Here is a 16806-nt window from a genome sequence, read left to right as displayed (position 1 = left end):
CCTCCTTTATGAATAGATGTTTCAATTTGTTCCAACTATATAAGAAAGCGCTTACAAGTATCTATACTGTAATTTCACATTATGAAATTATCAGAAAATTTTATTTATTATTGATGAGAGGTAATAATGAGAAAGAGCGCTCTCGCCTTATAGTATTTTTTCAGATATGCAGACTCGCGGATAAATCCTCGAAACTCGTGGATTAAAGTGTAAAATTTGTGGATTGAGTAACAAAACTCGTGGATTCTTGCCTCATTTTCGTGGATTCATTACTTTGCTATTAAAAATAGAGCCCCTAAATAAGGCTCTATTTCCTTTAAAGACCAATCATTCTAGGAATCCAAAGAACGGCGTCTTCTAAGTATGTGATTAAGAACAGGATGGTGATCGCAACGACTAAAAACGGCGCTGATGTTTTTACTAATCTTTCAAAACGTACTTCGGCAATCGATGATACGATAAACAAACCTGTTCCAACTGGCGGTGTTAATAATCCAATCGTTAAGTTGATACAAATGATTACCCCAAAATGAATCGGATCGATCTCAAACGCTGTAACAAGCGGCATAAAAACGGGAACTAAGATGATTAAAGCTGCAATACCGTCCAGCAGCATCCCCACAAGCAACAGCATGACATTAACCAATAGAAGAAAAACAAATGGATTCTCAGAAATCGACAACATACTATCGGCAAAAAGTTGCGGAATTTGTTCAAAGGCAATCAGCCATCCGAAGATATTGGCCATAGCGATCAAGAACGTAACTGTCGCAGTGCTCACAACCGTATTTATTAAAATTTGAGGAACAGATGTCCAGGTTAATTCCCTGTAAAAGAACATACCTATCAAAAATGCAATGATACATGCTACTGCTGCTGATTCTGTAGCTGTAAATGCCCCGCTGAGTATTCCAAAGATAATAACGAATGGAACTAAAAGTGCTGGCAATACCTTTACCGTGCTGTTCCACATTTCTTTTCCTGTCGCTCTTTTGCTTTTAGGAAAATTGTATTTGTAACCCATGTAAGCAATAACACTTATAAAGGCAACTCCGTAGATCAGTCCTGGAACAATGCCTGCCATGAATAATCCGCCGATAGATGTACCGGAAAGGGTACCATAGATAATAAAGATCATACTTGGCGGGATAATGGGTGCAATGATAGAAGAAGCAAGCGTTAAAGAAGATGAGAACTCTTTTGAATACCCCTCTCTCTCCATTTCAGGAACCATGATTTTACTCATCATAGCTGCTTGTGCGTTTGCTGACCCTAAGATTGAAGCTAAGAACATGTTGGCAACTACCGTTACGTATGCTAATCCGCCGCGCACATGACCTACGAACACTTTTGCAAACTTTACAAGACGAGTCGTGATCCCTCCGCCGTTCATCAGTTCTCCAGCAAGCATGAACAACGGAATAGCAAGTAAACCGAAATTATCAAGACCCGAATATAGTCTCATCGGAGTTGAATCTAATAGTGCTGTGTTACCATTCAGGAAAAAGTAAACAATTGTAATCATTCCTAAAACAAGTGAAATCGGAATTCCCATCAATAAGAATAAAATAAAAATCCCAATAATAAGAGCAGTTGTCAAAGCCCTGCCCCCTTTGTTTTCAAAATGTGCACCAAATGTGCAAATACATGTATGCATGCAAAAGTTAAGCCAACCGGAACGGCACTATAAGGAATCCACATTGGCAGCAGAATGGCAGTGGATTTTTGAAACGCCACCCCATCTGATAAGATCCACGTGTACGTATACGTTAAAATTAAAACAAGAAAGGCGATAATAAAAACCTGACTAAATACGGCTATCCACATTTTCACTCTTGGCGGACAGTAATCGAGCATAAGTGTGACAGCAGCCTGAGACTTATTTTTAAGTCCCAGGCTCCCGCCAATAAAGCTGATCCATATCAACAGAAATACAGCTACTTCTCCCGACCAGGATAAAGGTGCATTCAAAAAGTATCGAAAGGCGACTGATAGTGCGACAATAATCGTTAATGCGAGCATGAGGATCGCAGCAAGAAGTTTCTCTAACTGTGAAATTCCGTTGCTTAAACTTTGAATCATGCCGTTGCCCTTAAGCGGCGGCTTCACACTTTGATTCATATTTCTGTCGAAGTTAATTTTCATTCAAACCACACCAATCTCTCAATCTACTTTCTTACTGAATCTATGAATTCTTGAATAAGAGGGTCAGTCGGTCCATACTTTTTATCAAATTCTTCTATATAAGGCTTAAATAGTTTTGGATCCATATCATAGATCTCCATACCATTGTCAGCTAGTTCTTTTCTAAACTCTTCTTCTTGCCCTGAACGTGTTTCAACAGCATAATCTGCTGCAGCTGCTAGCGATTCACGGACAATCTTCTGATCTTCTTCAGACATGCCTTCAAATGTCTTTTTGTTAACCATCGCAACTGCCGGCCATACCATATGATTTGTAACGGCTCCATATTTTGCAACCTCAAAGTACTTGTTAGTGATCGCAGCATCCAAGTCCATGTCCATCCCGTCGATTACACCTGTCTGTACAGCAGAGTAAACCTCCGGAAGAGGTAGTCCTTCTGTTGAGGCACCCGTAGATTTATAAAAGTCCTGCATTGGCGGACTTGGTGTTACGCGAAGTTTGAGGCCTTTCATATCTTCAGGTTTCTTAACGTGCTTATCTTTAAACAGCATCACACGCTGACCTGCAAAAAGATAATCCAATCCTGTAATTCCTTGCTCATCAAGTGTTGCTAATATCTTTTTTGCTGGTTCAGACTGTCTCGCCTTATGTGCTGCTTCTAAGTCTTCAAATGCATATGGAGCAAACCATGCCGCAAATGAAGGCGAACGGGAGCTAGTATATGCTGCAGTTATGAACCCAAAGTCAACAGATCCTGCTTCAATCTGCTGCATCATATCCGCTTCACTTCCGAGCTGGGAGGATGGATAGATTTCCAGTTCAATCCTTCCATCTGAACGTTTAGATAGTTCTTCTTTAAATTTTTCCGCTGCTTTATGCCACATGTGGGAAGGCGGTGTTATGTGAGTTAGTTTGAACTTGTATGTCTTTCCATCAGCAGATCCGTCCCCTGAACTTGCAGAATCCTTTGCCCCGCTGCTGCAGGATGCTAGTAGAATCATTGCCAACAATAAAGTGAATACAATTCTTAGCTTTTTCATCCCTATCAACTCCCTATCCTATTATGTAAGCGCTGTCATAAAACGCTAATATAACCGAGTTCTTTTGAGATCGACTCTGCTGTCCTTACAACATGTTGAATCATAGAAGGTGTGTCTTTCCCTAACATGTATGATACGGGTCCTACCATATTAAGGGCGGCAATTATTTGTCCGGTATAAGACTTAATGGGTGCGGCAATTCCATACAGTCCCATCTCATTTTCGTTGTTGCTGATCGCATATCCATTCGTTCTTATAACATCAAGCTCATTTTTCAATTTTTCCACACACGTAATCGTATTGGGAGCACGCCGAAGCAGGCCCTTTGATATGGTTGGCTTTATCATAGAGGGGTTAAAGGCTAGTAATACTTTACCTGTGCTAGTGCAATACGCTGGTTTTGTGTCACCTATAAAAGTAGGAACAGAGACTGAGTTTGAGGAAGCTACTCTTAGAACAAAGCGTACTTCACCACGATCCAGCATCCCAATATGTACGGTTGTGTTAAACTTTCGGACAAGACCTTCGCACAATGGCAGTGCTTCGGTGTTAATGTCTTGCTGATACATGACGTGGTTGCTCCATTCTAGCAACTTCCATCCTAATCTATATTTTTTCTGACTGTCTTGAATCAGTATGCCTTCTGAGCACAGTGTACGGACTAGGTGATGTACCGTGCTCGCATTCATGTTTAGTTTTTCAGCAATTTGTAAGTTTCCTAGTGCTGGTTCATCTTTGGTGAAGCAATTTAATATCCTTGAAATTTTTTGAACAGATGAGATCACCAATTCTCCCCCTCAAACGGATACGATTTAGTTGAAGTCAGCTAACCAATCCCCCCTTTCAATATGCGTTCATCGTATTGAAAAAGGCTTGTATGTACAATATCAAAATTTCATAATATGAAATTACGCCAAAAATATTTTGAATAATTAGAAAATTTTTAGAGGAATGCTTTCCTTCGTAAAGAAGAAGTAAGGACTAGAGGTTTATGTTAGTTTTCGTGGTCTTGTGTCGATTTACCTCCTATTTTCATAATTTCATGAAAAAATTGTAAACTGTATGTGGCAATTACTCTATATTTACATTACTATATGTAGTATAAATACTTTTATATATCAAATGATCTATCATTCTTTCCATGATTTTATTGTTGAAAGAGGTGCGAGAGTTGGACATTACTGAGAGTCTAATCACTTATATGGATGAAAACCTGCCTGCCTACTTACAAGATTGGCATCAGAGAGTTGTCATTTCAAATCATGATATACATAAAGAAAAAGTGATTGAAAATGCATTGCATATGGTTGAGTTAGTAAAGCTATCCTTACGCGGACAACTATCTCATCAAAAAATTATGCACCTCGCACATGAAGTAGCCGTTCAGCGGTTGGAAGCAAAGATCAACATAGGGGAATTCGTGTACAATGTAAACCTTGGACGCAGTGAAATCGTACGGTTTGTTACGGGTTCTGGTATATCCATAGAGCAGCTCCAGCCTGTCATTGAAACCATCAATTCACTTTTTGATGAATTTTTGTACCATGCCGTAAAAAAATATACTCAGCTAAAAGATGCAGAGATTCAAGAAAAAACGATGTTCATCGACCAAAGTCATAAAGAGCGTTTGACCATATTAGGACAGATGTCATCAAGCTTTGTGCATGAATTTAGAAATCCCCTTACAGCCGTTATGGGATTCGTAAAACTCATGCAGCAAGAAAATCCAAACATGAAATACATAGATATTATCAGCCATGAATTAACACAGCTAAACTTTCGAATCTCTCAATTTCTTCATGCCTCCAAAAAAGGGGTTCAAGAACGCGAAGCAGAGGATTTCTCATTAGAGGATCTATTTACGGATATTCTAGACTTTATGTATCCAAGCTTAGTGGATGCGGATGTTACAGTGATACCGCGCATTGATCCGACGATTTCTCTTAGGGCTCACAAGGACGAGTTGAAACAAGTTTTGCTCAATCTCATCATGAATTCTATTGATGCGCTTCGTCAGAAAAAGCAAAATCGGCGGATCATGATCTTTAGTAAGATGGAGAACGACTCAAATGTCCAGATTACGATCTCAAATAACGGACCTGCTATTCCACCAGAAACGATCAGTACTATCTTCGAACCTTTTTTCACAACAAAAGAGTTAGGTACAGGTATTGGCCTTTTTGTGTGCAAAAAGATTATTGAAAAGCATAGCGGTGCAATCAGCTGTTCTTCAGATGAAAACATTACAACGTTCACTATCGTGCTTCCGATACGCGGAGCCATTGCAAAAGAAGAAATCTCTCAATTAGAAATATAAAAGGAACTTGGGGAAAAGTCCCAAGTTCCTTTTATATGGCTAAGGTTTCAGTACAACTTTTATACATTCATCTTCATGATCGTTAAAGGTCTTATAGGCCTCACCTGCTTTTTCTAATGGTACTCTGTGCGTGATGATTTCTGTTGGATCAAATTCATTGTTCATGATCTTGTCAAAAAGCATAGGCATGTAATGAATCACAGGTGCCTGCCCCATCTTTAAGGTTACGTTTCTCTCAAAGATGCTACCAAGGGGAAACATGTTGTACATAGAACCATATACACCCGTTAGCTGTATTGTTCCAAATTTACGAACGGCATTTAGACCGATCTCAAATGCACTCAATGTCCCTCCTTGGAGCTTCAATTTTTGTTCTACCTTTTCCACAACAGATTTCTTTCCATCCATACCAACGCAATCGATTACGACATCCACACCGCCACCTGTAATTTCTTTCAAATGAGCACCCATATTATCGAAATCATCAAAGTTATAGACCTCTGATTTATTTTTCATCGCAGCATGATTTAGTCGATAAGGAATGTTATCAATCGCGATAACCCTTTTTGCACCTTTCATCCACGCAAACTTTTGGGCCATTAACCCTACAGGTCCGCACCCCAAAACAGCTACCGTATCCCCTTCTTTCATACCTGAATTTTCAATACTCCAATAAGCTGTAGGCAATACATCTGACATAAATAACAGAGCTTCGTCCTCAAGTTCACAATGATCTGGAATAACGAACGGCATGAAGTTTCCATATGGAACCCTGAGCAGCTCAGCTTGTCCGCCAGGATAGTTTCCATACCTTTCTGTAAAACCAAAGTATCCTCCCGTATCAATTGCATGATTCTCATTTGAATGGTCACATTGACTCTCCATCTCATGTTTACAATAAAAACAATGGCCGCAAGAAATGTTAAACGGAAGCACAACTCTGTCCCCTTTTTTCACTCGGGTAACATCTTGTCCGACATCTTCTACGATTCCCATGGGCTCATGTCCGATAACATAGTCCTTTGCAGCGGGCAGAGCTCCTTGATAGATATGAAGATCTGAACCACAGATAGCCGTGGAAGTAATACGGACAATAATGTCATCTTTTTTTTGAATCATAGGATCTGCGACATTTTTAACCTGGATATCTTTAGTGCCTTGAAAAGTAACTGCTCTCATAATGGCCTCCCTGGTGAGAAAGAATAGTAACACATTACCCTTATGCGTTAAAAATATGTCTAAAACAACCAGTTTAAGGCTTTTGGTCCATAAAAAAGCCCCTATCGCTAGGAGCTGGTACACACTAATATTTTGGTCTTTACGTTTTTAATGCATTTCTTCCCGATAAAGGGGCATCGTGCAGCATCTGAATGAACCGCCTGATTTAATGATTTCGGATATGTCCACCTCAAGTACTTCATATCCTCTTTTACGAAGTTTTTCGTTTACATTCTTGTTCACTGGAAGACTCAAAACCTTTTTATGACCAATCGATAAGACATTTGTTCCCATCGTGAATTGTTCATCTTTGTCTACTTCAATTACGTCAAACTTTTCAGCAAGCCGCTGATAATCTTTTTCTTCAAATGCATGTCTATAAATTAAGGCATCTTTTTCAGATAAGATGTTAAACACGCAATCTAAGTGGAGAAAAATAGGATCAAATGGAATAGAAATCACATTCATATGAGGCAGTTGAGACTGAAGTTCTTGTATCGTTTCTTCTGATGTTCTTCCACTAACACCGATATACACGGTATCTCCATGAACAATAACATCGCCTCCTTCAATTCGGTCACCTTCTATTAAAGAGAGACTGATTTGGTGTTCTAACAGCCAGTTCCTCAACACCTTTTCTTCACCATCACGAATGTTGCTTCCCATTCGAGAAACAAACACCGTCTCACCAATGGTAAAACCAATATCACGAGTAAAAACTTGTTCAGGAAACTTCTCAATAGCAGGCAGTTTATATACATCAACACCATTCGTTTTCATCGTCTCTACAAAGTGCTGATGCTGTTTCATCGCACGCTTCATATTGATATTATCTTTTGCAAAATGACGTTGTGTTTCGTTGATAATTTCATCAATTTTCATGTATCTTGGTTCACATACAATTACTTTTTTCAATGCTCCATATTCACTATCACAATTCACGTGTTTGTATTCTCCTTTAATTACGGTAGCCATCTATAATCCTCCATTACGCTCTAAGGTATTTATAAGGCTCTTCCCTAAATCAATAGTCCCGTAAACGTTTTTTGCATCTTTCCATAGTTTATTTCTATTTTTTCCAAAAATGGCTAAAAGTTATCTTCATTTTGTTACATTGGTGAAAAAATAAGACGGCGAAAAAAACATATGAAAAAACCACCCGAGAAGACGAATCCACCCGGATGGCTACTATTATTGTGTAGTTTTTTTTCGAAATTTATACGGTTACGATGTGTTTAGATTATGTTTTCGGGGCACACAAAAATCCTTTTTTCTTTATACGTATTCAAAAAAGAAAGATCTGGATAATGTGTCTTTACCAGTAAAATAACTTCTTCTATTAACCGTTCTAGATCCTGTACACTTTTTTGAAATCTCCAATCGAAATCTTACTTTCAGTTACCTGTCAGATGGTAAGAGATATAGGAATAGTATATTACTGGATTAATAAAATTGAAACAGGAAGAAAAATGAGGTGATTTTATTTTAGAAAAACTCAGGAAAATTAATATGAAAACTGCTGTATATATAGGAATTATTTTTTACTCTTTTACTATCTTAATCCACTTTCTTATTATAGGCAAAAGTATTCCATTCACATGGGTTAATGGTGGAAGGTCTGAATCATTCGCTGAACAGCTACCAATATCTGTTATAAATATCGTTATTTCTATTATTGGAGTAGTTTTTACGTTGATTGTTGGTAGAATTAAACGATATAAATACAAAAGAGGAATAACCGTTATATGTTGGTTTTTTGTTGTACTTTGGTCTTTTGGATTTATACAACAATTGTTTGGAACACCTTTTGAAAAAATGGTTTGTTCGTTAGTATTGCTTATTGGAGTTATCTCGAACTTGCGTTTGGCGATTGAAAAAAAATAGATGGAACTATTTAATTAATTTGTTTGTGAACAATTACAAGCAAAATATATTCTAGGCGCAAAATGGAGGATCATATGTTAAAAACAGATAATATTTCATTACGAGAATTGGTATGCGAAGATTGGAAAGCAATTCATCAGTATGCTTCACAAGAGATTGTTTCTCAATACCAGCCATGGGGACCTAACAGCGAAAATGATTCCATTTCATATGTATCTGAAGTAATAGAAGAATCAAAGAAAGTACCACGTGTTCGCTTTGCACAGGCAATCATCGAAACCAATTCAGGAAAACTGATTGGGGCTGGAGAGTTGATGATCAAAAGCATAATTAACCGCGAAGGTGAAATTGGCTATATTATTCATCCAGATTATTGGGGAAAAGGCTACGCTACAGAAGCCGCCCACCTTTTACTGAAACTCGGATTCACAAACTTAAACTTGCATCGTATCTTTGCAACGTGTGATCCTAGAAATCAAAACTCAGAAAAAGTACTAAGAAAATTAGGCATGACTTTTGAAGGCCGAATCCGCGAATCTATACTGCTAAAAGACGGATGGCGGGATTCTTTAATTTATAGCATGTTAGAGAATGAATGGAAAGCCGACAATGTTAATAGTCATAAATAAAAAGGACTCAATGAAGAGTCCCTTTTTTGCTTATTTATGATGAAACGGACATTTTCCGGTTATCGGTTCAACGTCGTCTCCAATAAAATATTGCTTCCACTCTCGGTGTTCAGGGTCACCGTAATGACTGATATTTGGATGCTTCGGAAGATTATCCCACTTCTCCACCCGCTCACGAACCTTTTCGCGTGACATCGCGCCACCTGGTGACGTCCCCTCAAGCCCTTCAAAAATACGGCGAGGCTGAAACCCAAGAACTAAGCTGTTCCCAAGATCTCTGGTTTTTCGCTGCTTGTAAGCAGGTGCATTCCCAAATACAAAATACGGCTCATTATCAAAAGAGAAGGCAAATAAGTGATGATCTGGATCTTTTGGAATGTGTTCTGGCCAAGGCTGATTATCGGTCTCATGCAGAGACTGCAGGATTTTCCAGAAGTAATCCCGATAATACGGGATGTCTTTTTCTTCTTTCTCAGGCTCTACAAAAACAAATAAGCCATGACGAATTAATTTAGGTGCATCAAAAAGCTTGTTAAATTCTCGGATGGCTTCAGGCAAATTGGACCAATCATCATGCGTCACATACGCATAACGAAGCTCCCCCTTGTTTTCGGCTGCCATTCCAAAATAACAAGGAAACGTTTTGTTGGTTACGGTTTCGTGAAAGGTCTTATACTCCTCAATGACCCAATCTGGAACTACTTCTGGATTTGTCATATCTTCTTTTTTTAGCAAGCACAATTGTTTCGTCTCCACTTAACCACTCCTCTAATCTGTTATTGAGGAATTTCCCTTAAGCTTCTTCTTCAAAACATAAATATTCTGCTTCTTTTTTCCAGACAAGCATTTTTTCTAACTCATTCAGATGTTGAGCTAGCCACATCATCTCGTGCTGAAATCGTTTTGGCGGCTCTCCTTCATGAGGGATAACGCTTACCCACCAAGTGCTTTCCATGTACCATACCAATTGTAACGAAGTGACTAACCTTTCAATTGATAATTTATTTGTATTATTGTATCCCTTTTTAAATGCATGGACTGCTTCGACATTTAGCGTGTCTTGATTCAAGCATGTTGAGATAATGATTCTACCGATATCCAACTCGATAAAATCATAGTTCAATCTGTCAAAGTCTAGGATAGCAGATATGTTCTCATTTGAGAAAAGCAGGTTATCTACCCAAAGATCACGGTGACACCAGCAAGGAGTGAGGTGTTCGAATGGAATTGTTTTCATATTTAATGTTGCTTGTTTTTGAAGATTAATTCTTGTCCTATATTCATCCAAGCCTCGTTCTTCACATTGAAGCAAAACCGATTCCCAATATTCTAGACGATCCTTTAGAGAAGGAATTTGAAACACGGTATCTGATTTTGGGTGTAATGTACCATCATTCAATAGTCGGTGAAGCTTTCCAACCTCTTGGCCCAGTGATTCCATTTGCTCTGGTGCAGCTTCACCCGGATCTATCAGACTTCCTTCCATAAAACGCATAACGGTAAAGCGTTCACCGTTAGAGGATTCGTGCAAAAGGTTTCCTCTGTAAGATAAAAGCTCTGGGCAAGGGATGTCTCTTTGAAATGCACGATTTTGAGTATGTAGGGCTGTTTGTATGGTTTCTAGTTCATACTTCTTAAGGCGCTCTTTGTTGTATTGTTTGACTAAAAAAACGCCTCGATCGGTTTCAATTTTCCATTTTTGGTTCAGGTATCCCCTTTTAATCGGTGTATCTTTATTTATTTGAAAACCAAAACAAGTTTGCACTTCTTCCTTTAAATGCTCCCATAAGGAATTTTCTATTTTCTTCATTCCGTTTGTTCACTGCTTTCTTTTATTTAAGCTCTTTCCAATTTGTCCAAAGTGATTCATCTCTTTTTATGTAGTTTCCGTCTTCACGATTCATATATCCATTTACGATAAACTCTCTTCTGATCGTACAAAAATCTTCATGATACTTCTTAATGAACTCGTTTATCTGTGATTCTGAATAGGTTTTGTTATCTTCTAACTGTTGAACGAGATATTCCAGAACCACTAGCTTTTTCTTCTTTTGAGAAGGAATGCTTTTAAGACGCCCTTCCTTATTTAAAAATGCATGCAATACACTTTTTTGGTAGTTTTCTAGATTTGTTGTCATAGTAAATCAGCTCCTTTTACAGTAATTCCGATTGCCTGTTTCGTTCAAATCCTAAATATCGCGTGCCTTGAAAATTCAGTATTCCTTTATCTCTTTCGACCAACATACCGTATTCTTGAGCCCCCACATGAAATTCCATACGGTCGCCGCTCTCCACTTCAAACGTTGCGTAGTACCACGTGGAGGCTGATGTGTCATTTGCGCCACCACTCACTTTTGTTCTCTTCGCCACCAACTCGGCTGGGACAGACAATTTCGGCTGTTTGTTGTTGCTGCTCCACTCACCGATTCCTTTTACGATAACAAAAATAAAAACACTAATAACAATTACAAAGAGAGCTCCTCCAAATACGGGAATAAGATCAAACATCCAATCTCCTCCACCAAAGCCCTGTTCTTCAAAATGATTAAAATCTGTTTCCTCAAAGTTCCCCACGGCTTAACCCCCTATCAAGACTCCTTACCATAATATTACATACGCAAGCCGAAAAACAGAAGTTTCATTTTCACGCACACGGCTAAAATTTTTATTACTCACTCATAGACATAAAGAAAGGACGTCTCCAAATGGACGTCCTACTTTACATGATGTTACATTGTAACTTTCCTTCTTGCTTTTATCTCCCATAGCGCATTTTGCACTTTTCCATACTCAGAGGCATGTGGCCGATCTTCTCCATCACCATAGCCGTAGTCTACCATTCGATTTCGATTTAAACATAGCTTTGTCAGCTCAGGTTTAAAGAAATCAAACAATTTAAAGCGTTCTTCTAAATGTGAGAACCTCCCCTGATAGGCCTCTATGCTATCCACTAAGTATGACCAGAATGCAGTTTCATCAATTAAACGATTACGCACCATCACATTTGACATGTACCGCAGATGGCAGATAAACAACCCGGTAAAAATAAACTGAGTCAATCCTTCTGGCGGCTCGCTGCGCAACACGGCACGCAATTCTTCCGTAACCCCCTCTAACTCAGGAAACGGCTGATCTGAAATATTCACGTCATCCACGTAATCTTTTACTGCTAATCTCTCAGGCTTATAATCTTTTAAGATTAAAATTGTGTTCTGACCGTGGGGCGAGAAGACAGTTCCATATTGATACAAAAAGTGCAGCAGAGGAGGTATCACAACACCAAAGAACTGTTTCATCCATTCGTCAGCACTCAGCCCAGACTTTTCAATCAAACTTTGTACATACGGCTTTCCGTTCCGATCAACATGATGAAGAGCTGCAAGGGTGATCGGCTGTTCGCCATCTTTTAAATACGTATAGATACTTTCACGCCAAATGGTTCCGAGCATCTCCAGATATTGATAGGGAGCACCTTTTAAATTGCTGTAATGAGCGTGGTCTACGTTGATGCTCGCTATTTCCCCAGGCAGCACAACTTCACATTCCTCTTTTAAAAAGCTGTCATGCTCAAAGATTCCTTTAATATGTTCTGTGACACGCGGTGCGATGACCGTCCGTTCAGATGGCAGTCCACGATACACGAGCGTATTTAAGATACTCATTGGAAGTTTCACATGAGACTTTAACGGATGACTTCGATTTACAAACGTTCTCACCGACTGCTGAGGCATATAGTGATCTGTTCCTTCTTCTAAAGGAACAATCATGCCACTTGCGAGATCCTCAGGGAAATTTTGAATGAGAACGTTTTTCCACTGCCATTCATGAACAGGCATGAAATAATAATCAAGCGGTAACTTTCCGTTCTCACGCAGAATTTCGTTAAAGCGCTGAACGAGAACACCATCAAGCTCTTTAATCAGCAACTTCTCATAATGCAGTTCATTAACCGATTGAAACTGGGCACGGTCACGGTGAACTGCGATCCATAACAGCTTAGTTTCGTTCTGGTTTTCAGGTGCAAACTTGATGTAGTCATCAAAGCCGAATCCGATACGCCCTTTGTTGTATGTAATCCAAGGATGGCCGGACATCTCGCCTTCTAACTCCGCATAATCAAGATCCACTAGTTCATCCGACGTCTTTTTATGATGATTTAATAAATTTGCATCCGCAATTAGCGTATGGTTCAGTTCTTTAATTAAATGACCGGCTGTTTCTTCAGACATACCGATCAAAGGCTTTATATCTAACAAGAAAGAGATCGCACTTGTTGCCGCCTTCCATTTTCCATCCTCTAAAACTTCAATAGATTCCGCATCTACATCAAAGCTGTCAAAAAAACGCTTTTCTGCTGTAAAACGATATTTTCGATCTTCGGAAACGGTAAATACAAATTCTTCTTCTTTTTGCTCAGGACGAATCATGTCTTCATACATATACTCAGCAAGCATCTTCGCCAGCAAGTTTTTATTTACCGTCTCCCACGTATCCTTCTTAAGGATTGATTCTGTTTCATTTATATAAAGCATGTTTTTCCTCCTTATGTAAGTGAAGTTTCCCTTTATATCTTTCTCTCGTGAACGTCCCCCATAAGAAAACAATTAGGTGGAGAACGACAAACAAACTTGCGTATACAAAGATAGCTGCCATGGATTGTTCATTTACGATGGATGCTGCTGCAACGGGTGCTAGCAAGAGTCCTACATTTTGGATCGCAGAGATCTTGCTATAATCGCCATGTGTGTTCTGACTCCATTTGAAAAGAAAAACATCCAATTTTGCCAGACACCATGCTGCTCCGATTCCAAACATACACCGAAACACAACGAGTCCCGCAATACTTGTTTCGATCCCTTGAAAAAACAAGCCAACAACCATCATGATCGCTGCTGCTAAATAGCCATTCTGTCCTAGTCTGTCATTGTATTTTCGAACAATCGGCAAAGAGACAAATGCCATAAGACTCGGTATCAAATACAATAAACTGCTCGTCAGTGTATCCGTATGATACACAGCCTCAGTGTACGTTGTAAAAAATGGCCGAACCATATTCACTGCCAAATGAATCGTTAAGACGACAATGCCAAAAAGAAAAAATTGTGGCATTAAGTTGCGCTGATTGCTTTCTTGCAATGCTGTATCGATGACTTCCGTTGTTCTCACTTTTTTAAACATGAAATAACTGAATAATCCTAGCAAACATTCTGTGAATCCGATGATCCAGAATATGTGAAGCGGGTTGTCCATCTGGATCACCCATCCCGATAATAAGGTAGCTGCAACGATTGCTCCTTGCAAAACAGCATGATAGCTCGCTGCAGCACTTGTTGTTCTCTTTCTGTTTTCCTCTATCAAAATCGTGTAAAGCAGAAAGTAGCTGCTCTTAAAGATTAGCAGCAGAATACTCGCTGCAATAAACATCTCAAAAGTCTGTGAAATTGCCATCCAAAAACAGGAGAGTCCTGTTCCCCATTGTCCGATGATTAAAAGTAACGTACTGTTTTGGTGTTTGTTCGCAAGCAAACCCCAAATCGGTGTAAAGATCACGACAATAAGTCGGCATGTCATAATGTAAAACCCTGTAATGTCTGGATCTGTTATCCCATAAACCTTTTTAAAAAACTGCGGATAAAAAGGCGATAATAGAACTTCTGTACAAATAAACAGAAAAACACAGCACAACAGAAAAAGATTTAACGAAGACTTGCGGGCTTCCATGAAGGCTCCGATCCAAAGTTCTGAAACACATTCTTATGAGAAACAGGATAGATTTCTTTTTCAAAGAGTTTATTGATAATCACTGCGTTTCGATGTGCACCAAGCCCAAGATCTGGTGCACCAACCCCATGTGTGTGCAGCTCCCCGTTTTGAATGAAGATATGATTATTCTCTAGACCACACGTCTTCAAGCGATAATCTTGTGTAATCTGATAACGGTTTTTGTTATCCCACTCGATACTCTCCTGCATATTCATCAAGAAATGCGGGAACGACGGTGCATAGCCCGTTCCTAATATGACGACGTCAGATTCGATCTCAAACACATCTCCCGTAACATTTTGACGAAGTGACAGCAAGTGTGTATCTGCTTTAGTCTCTAGAGAAACTAGTTCAGTCATCGCCTGCAAATGAATGTCAGGTGTCTGTTGACCGACCGATTTTTCATAGAGCAGATCATAGATATCGGCAATCGTATCTGTGCTTATTCCTTTATATAAGAGGTCTTGTTTTTTCAGAAGATCATCCTTCTTAGATGAAGGCAGCTGATAAAAGAAATGTGTATAATCTGGTGAAAAATATTCGAGTCCAAGCTTTGAATACTCCATCGGGAAAAATCCTTTTGAACGGGTGAACCAGTATAATGAGTACGCGTCACTTCCCTGATGCTGTGCAAGATCATAGAAAACCTCTGCTGCACTTTGCCCTGATCCAATAACCGTAATGGATCTCGCTTTCAGCAGTTCTTCTTTCCGCTCTAAATATGCTGAAGAGTGGATGACATTTTGGCCAAGCTTTTTCTCCAGATATGACGGGACTGAAGGGCTTGTACCAATGCCGACTGCAAGATGCTTTGTTTGATACGTTTCTGTTTCCCCTGTCTCCTCTGACCTGACAATAACTTTATATACTGTTCCGTCCCCATTCTGAACGGGGAGGATCTGTTCGACACCCATTCCAAAACGGCAGGAATCCAACTGACTTGCTGCCCACCGGCAATAATGATTGTATTCCTTGCGGGGAATATGAAAGTTCTCCAGAAAATAAAAGTGGTACAACCTATTGTGTTCTTGAAGGTAGTTTAAGAACGTGTACTTGCTTCTTACATTCACCATACTTACCAAATCAGCGAAAAAAGGAACTTGCAGGGTGGTACCCTCGATCAGCATCCCTTTATGCCAGTTGAACTCTGATCTCTTTTCAAAAAACAGTGCTTCCCTGCCGCCTGTTTCATCAAGCATGGCCGCTAGTCCAAGGTTGAATGGACCGATGCCTACACCGATGATGTCATACACTTTTTGTGGCTCCTTCAAAGACATCTTTCCATCTCCTTTCAAACGTCTCTCTATAGCAATACATGAGCATCCCTGTCTTATCAGGCAACTCGATCGGTTTTACTTTTTCAAAACCGCACTTTTCAAATACATGTATCATCTTCTCGTTTCGTATATCAGGTTCAGCGATCACCTTTTCAGTTTCTTGATGCAAGAACTGAAAATTCACGATCGCTCGTAATAAAGGGAGGGCGTATCCCTTGCCTAGAAAAGCTTCTTCCCCGATCAAGAGATGTATCCCTTGATCCTCAGGGTGCGGGTCATAGGCGTTCTCAATAACATCCCCTCTCACCCAATAGGCTTCCCAATAGCTCATTGGAACGCCATCAATCAATCCTAAATAAAGGGTTTGATGTTCGTCACTTAAAAATTTCTTTAAATGTTTTTTATAGTCTTCAAACGAAATGTTGAGCTTCCAGTACGGAACCACGTAAGGCTGCTGCTGCCATCTGTGTAAAAGTGCGGCATCTCTTTCAAACTCTACTTTTGAAAATGATAGTGACCGTTTAATGGTAGGA

The 16806-nt window shown here is 39.4% G+C and carries 17 protein-coding genes; 3 read left to right on the top strand and 14 right to left on the bottom strand.

The genetic code is table 11. The features are described from left to right. Window positions 1-316: 316 nt before the first annotated feature. From AWM68_RS00970 to AWM68_RS00955, 4 genes are read right to left on the bottom strand one after another with little or no spacing between them, the layout of a single operon-like run. On the bottom strand, window positions 317-1600 hold the full coding sequence (locus tag AWM68_RS00970; RefSeq protein WP_269446770.1) for a TRAP transporter large permease: 1284 nt from the start codon (window positions 1598-1600) through the stop codon (window positions 317-319). Beyond that, window positions 1597-2145, bottom strand: coding sequence for a TRAP transporter small permease (locus tag AWM68_RS00965; protein ID WP_231868347.1), 549 nt, complete (start codon window positions 2143-2145; stop codon window positions 1597-1599). The genes AWM68_RS00970 and AWM68_RS00965 overlap by 4 nt, the downstream gene beginning before the upstream one ends. 23 nt (window positions 2146-2168) lie before the next feature. Further along, the gene (locus AWM68_RS00960; RefSeq protein WP_066236212.1) at window positions 2169-3185 is read right to left on the bottom strand and encodes a TRAP transporter substrate-binding protein; all 1017 of its coding nucleotides are present in this window, start codon (window positions 3183-3185) and stop codon (window positions 2169-2171) included. 35 nt (window positions 3186-3220) lie between these two features. After that, on the bottom strand, window positions 3221-3970 hold the full coding sequence (locus tag AWM68_RS00955; protein WP_066236211.1) for an IclR family transcriptional regulator: 750 nt from the start codon (window positions 3968-3970) through the stop codon (window positions 3221-3223). Window positions 3971-4356: 386 nt separating this feature from the next. Between AWM68_RS00955 and AWM68_RS00950 the strand changes: the two genes are divergently transcribed. Continuing rightward, the gene (locus AWM68_RS00950) at window positions 4357-5502 is read left to right on the top strand and encodes a histidine kinase N-terminal domain-containing protein (protein ID WP_231868346.1); all 1146 of its coding nucleotides are present in this window, start codon (window positions 4357-4359) and stop codon (window positions 5500-5502) included. Between the two features lie 39 nt (window positions 5503-5541). Here AWM68_RS00950 and AWM68_RS00945 read toward each other — a convergent pair whose 3' ends face one another. Together AWM68_RS00945 and AWM68_RS00940 are read right to left on the bottom strand one after the other, a co-directional pair. Then, window positions 5542-6681 (bottom strand): zinc-dependent alcohol dehydrogenase, encoded by a 1140-nt coding sequence (locus AWM68_RS00945; RefSeq protein WP_066236208.1) that lies wholly within the window; start codon window positions 6679-6681, stop codon window positions 5542-5544. A 147-nt stretch (window positions 6682-6828) separates the two neighbouring features. Then, entirely contained in the window at window positions 6829-7695 is an 867-nt protein-coding gene (locus AWM68_RS00940; RefSeq protein ID WP_082820515.1) for a dimethylarginine dimethylaminohydrolase family protein, read from the bottom strand. Window positions 7696-8229: 534 nt separating this feature from the next. On the opposite strand from AWM68_RS00940, the gene AWM68_RS00935 reads away from it, so the two are divergent. Together AWM68_RS00935 and AWM68_RS00930 are read left to right on the top strand one after the other, a co-directional pair. Further along, window positions 8230-8604: a hypothetical protein gene (locus AWM68_RS00935; RefSeq protein WP_066236207.1), complete on the top strand. Its 375-nt coding sequence runs from the start codon at window positions 8230-8232 to the stop codon at window positions 8602-8604. A gap of 74 nt (window positions 8605-8678) precedes the next feature. Then, the gene (locus AWM68_RS00930) at window positions 8679-9233 is read left to right on the top strand and encodes a GNAT family N-acetyltransferase (protein ID WP_066236205.1); all 555 of its coding nucleotides are present in this window, start codon (window positions 8679-8681) and stop codon (window positions 9231-9233) included. A gap of 30 nt (window positions 9234-9263) precedes the next feature. Here AWM68_RS00930 and AWM68_RS00925 read toward each other — a convergent pair whose 3' ends face one another. The 8 genes from AWM68_RS00925 to AWM68_RS00890 form a co-directional block, all read right to left on the bottom strand. After that, window positions 9264-9950: a YqcI/YcgG family protein gene (locus AWM68_RS00925; protein ID WP_156488297.1), complete on the bottom strand. Its 687-nt coding sequence runs from the start codon at window positions 9948-9950 to the stop codon at window positions 9264-9266. 76 nt (window positions 9951-10026) lie between these two features. Then, window positions 10027-11043, bottom strand: coding sequence for a phosphotransferase (locus tag AWM68_RS00920; RefSeq protein ID WP_066236199.1), 1017 nt, complete (start codon window positions 11041-11043; stop codon window positions 10027-10029). A 22-nt stretch (window positions 11044-11065) separates the two neighbouring features. Then, the gene (locus tag AWM68_RS00915; protein WP_066236197.1) at window positions 11066-11371 is read right to left on the bottom strand and encodes a DUF2087 domain-containing protein; all 306 of its coding nucleotides are present in this window, start codon (window positions 11369-11371) and stop codon (window positions 11066-11068) included. Between the two features lie 16 nt (window positions 11372-11387). Continuing rightward, window positions 11388-11807 carry a DUF2500 domain-containing protein gene (locus AWM68_RS00910; RefSeq protein ID WP_231868345.1) on the bottom strand — a complete coding sequence of 140 codons (420 nt, stop codon included), beginning with the start codon at window positions 11805-11807 and terminating at the stop codon, window positions 11388-11390. A gap of 155 nt (window positions 11808-11962) precedes the next feature. After that, window positions 11963-13765: an IucA/IucC family protein gene (locus AWM68_RS00905; protein WP_066236195.1), complete on the bottom strand. Its 1803-nt coding sequence runs from the start codon at window positions 13763-13765 to the stop codon at window positions 11963-11965. After that, window positions 13749-14954, bottom strand: a complete 1206-nt coding sequence (locus AWM68_RS00900) for an MFS transporter (RefSeq protein WP_066236194.1) — start codon at window positions 14952-14954, stop codon at window positions 13749-13751. Before AWM68_RS00900 ends, AWM68_RS00905 begins: the two co-directional genes overlap by 17 nt. Then, complete coding sequence (locus AWM68_RS00895; RefSeq protein ID WP_066236192.1) at window positions 14930-16273, bottom strand: lysine N(6)-hydroxylase/L-ornithine N(5)-oxygenase family protein; 1344 nt, start codon at window positions 16271-16273, stop codon at window positions 14930-14932. The genes AWM68_RS00900 and AWM68_RS00895 overlap by 25 nt, the downstream gene beginning before the upstream one ends. Continuing rightward, complete coding sequence (locus AWM68_RS00890) at window positions 16242-16799, bottom strand: GNAT family N-acetyltransferase (protein WP_156488296.1); 558 nt, start codon at window positions 16797-16799, stop codon at window positions 16242-16244. The genes AWM68_RS00895 and AWM68_RS00890 overlap by 32 nt, the downstream gene beginning before the upstream one ends. Between the last annotated feature and the right edge of the window lie 7 nt (window positions 16800-16806).

It is taken from the genome of Fictibacillus phosphorivorans, from assembly GCF_001619875.1.
GTDB lineage: Bacteria > Bacillota > Bacilli > Bacillales > Fictibacillaceae > Fictibacillus > Fictibacillus phosphorivorans_B.
This window is presented reverse-complemented; position numbering and strand designations above follow the sequence as displayed.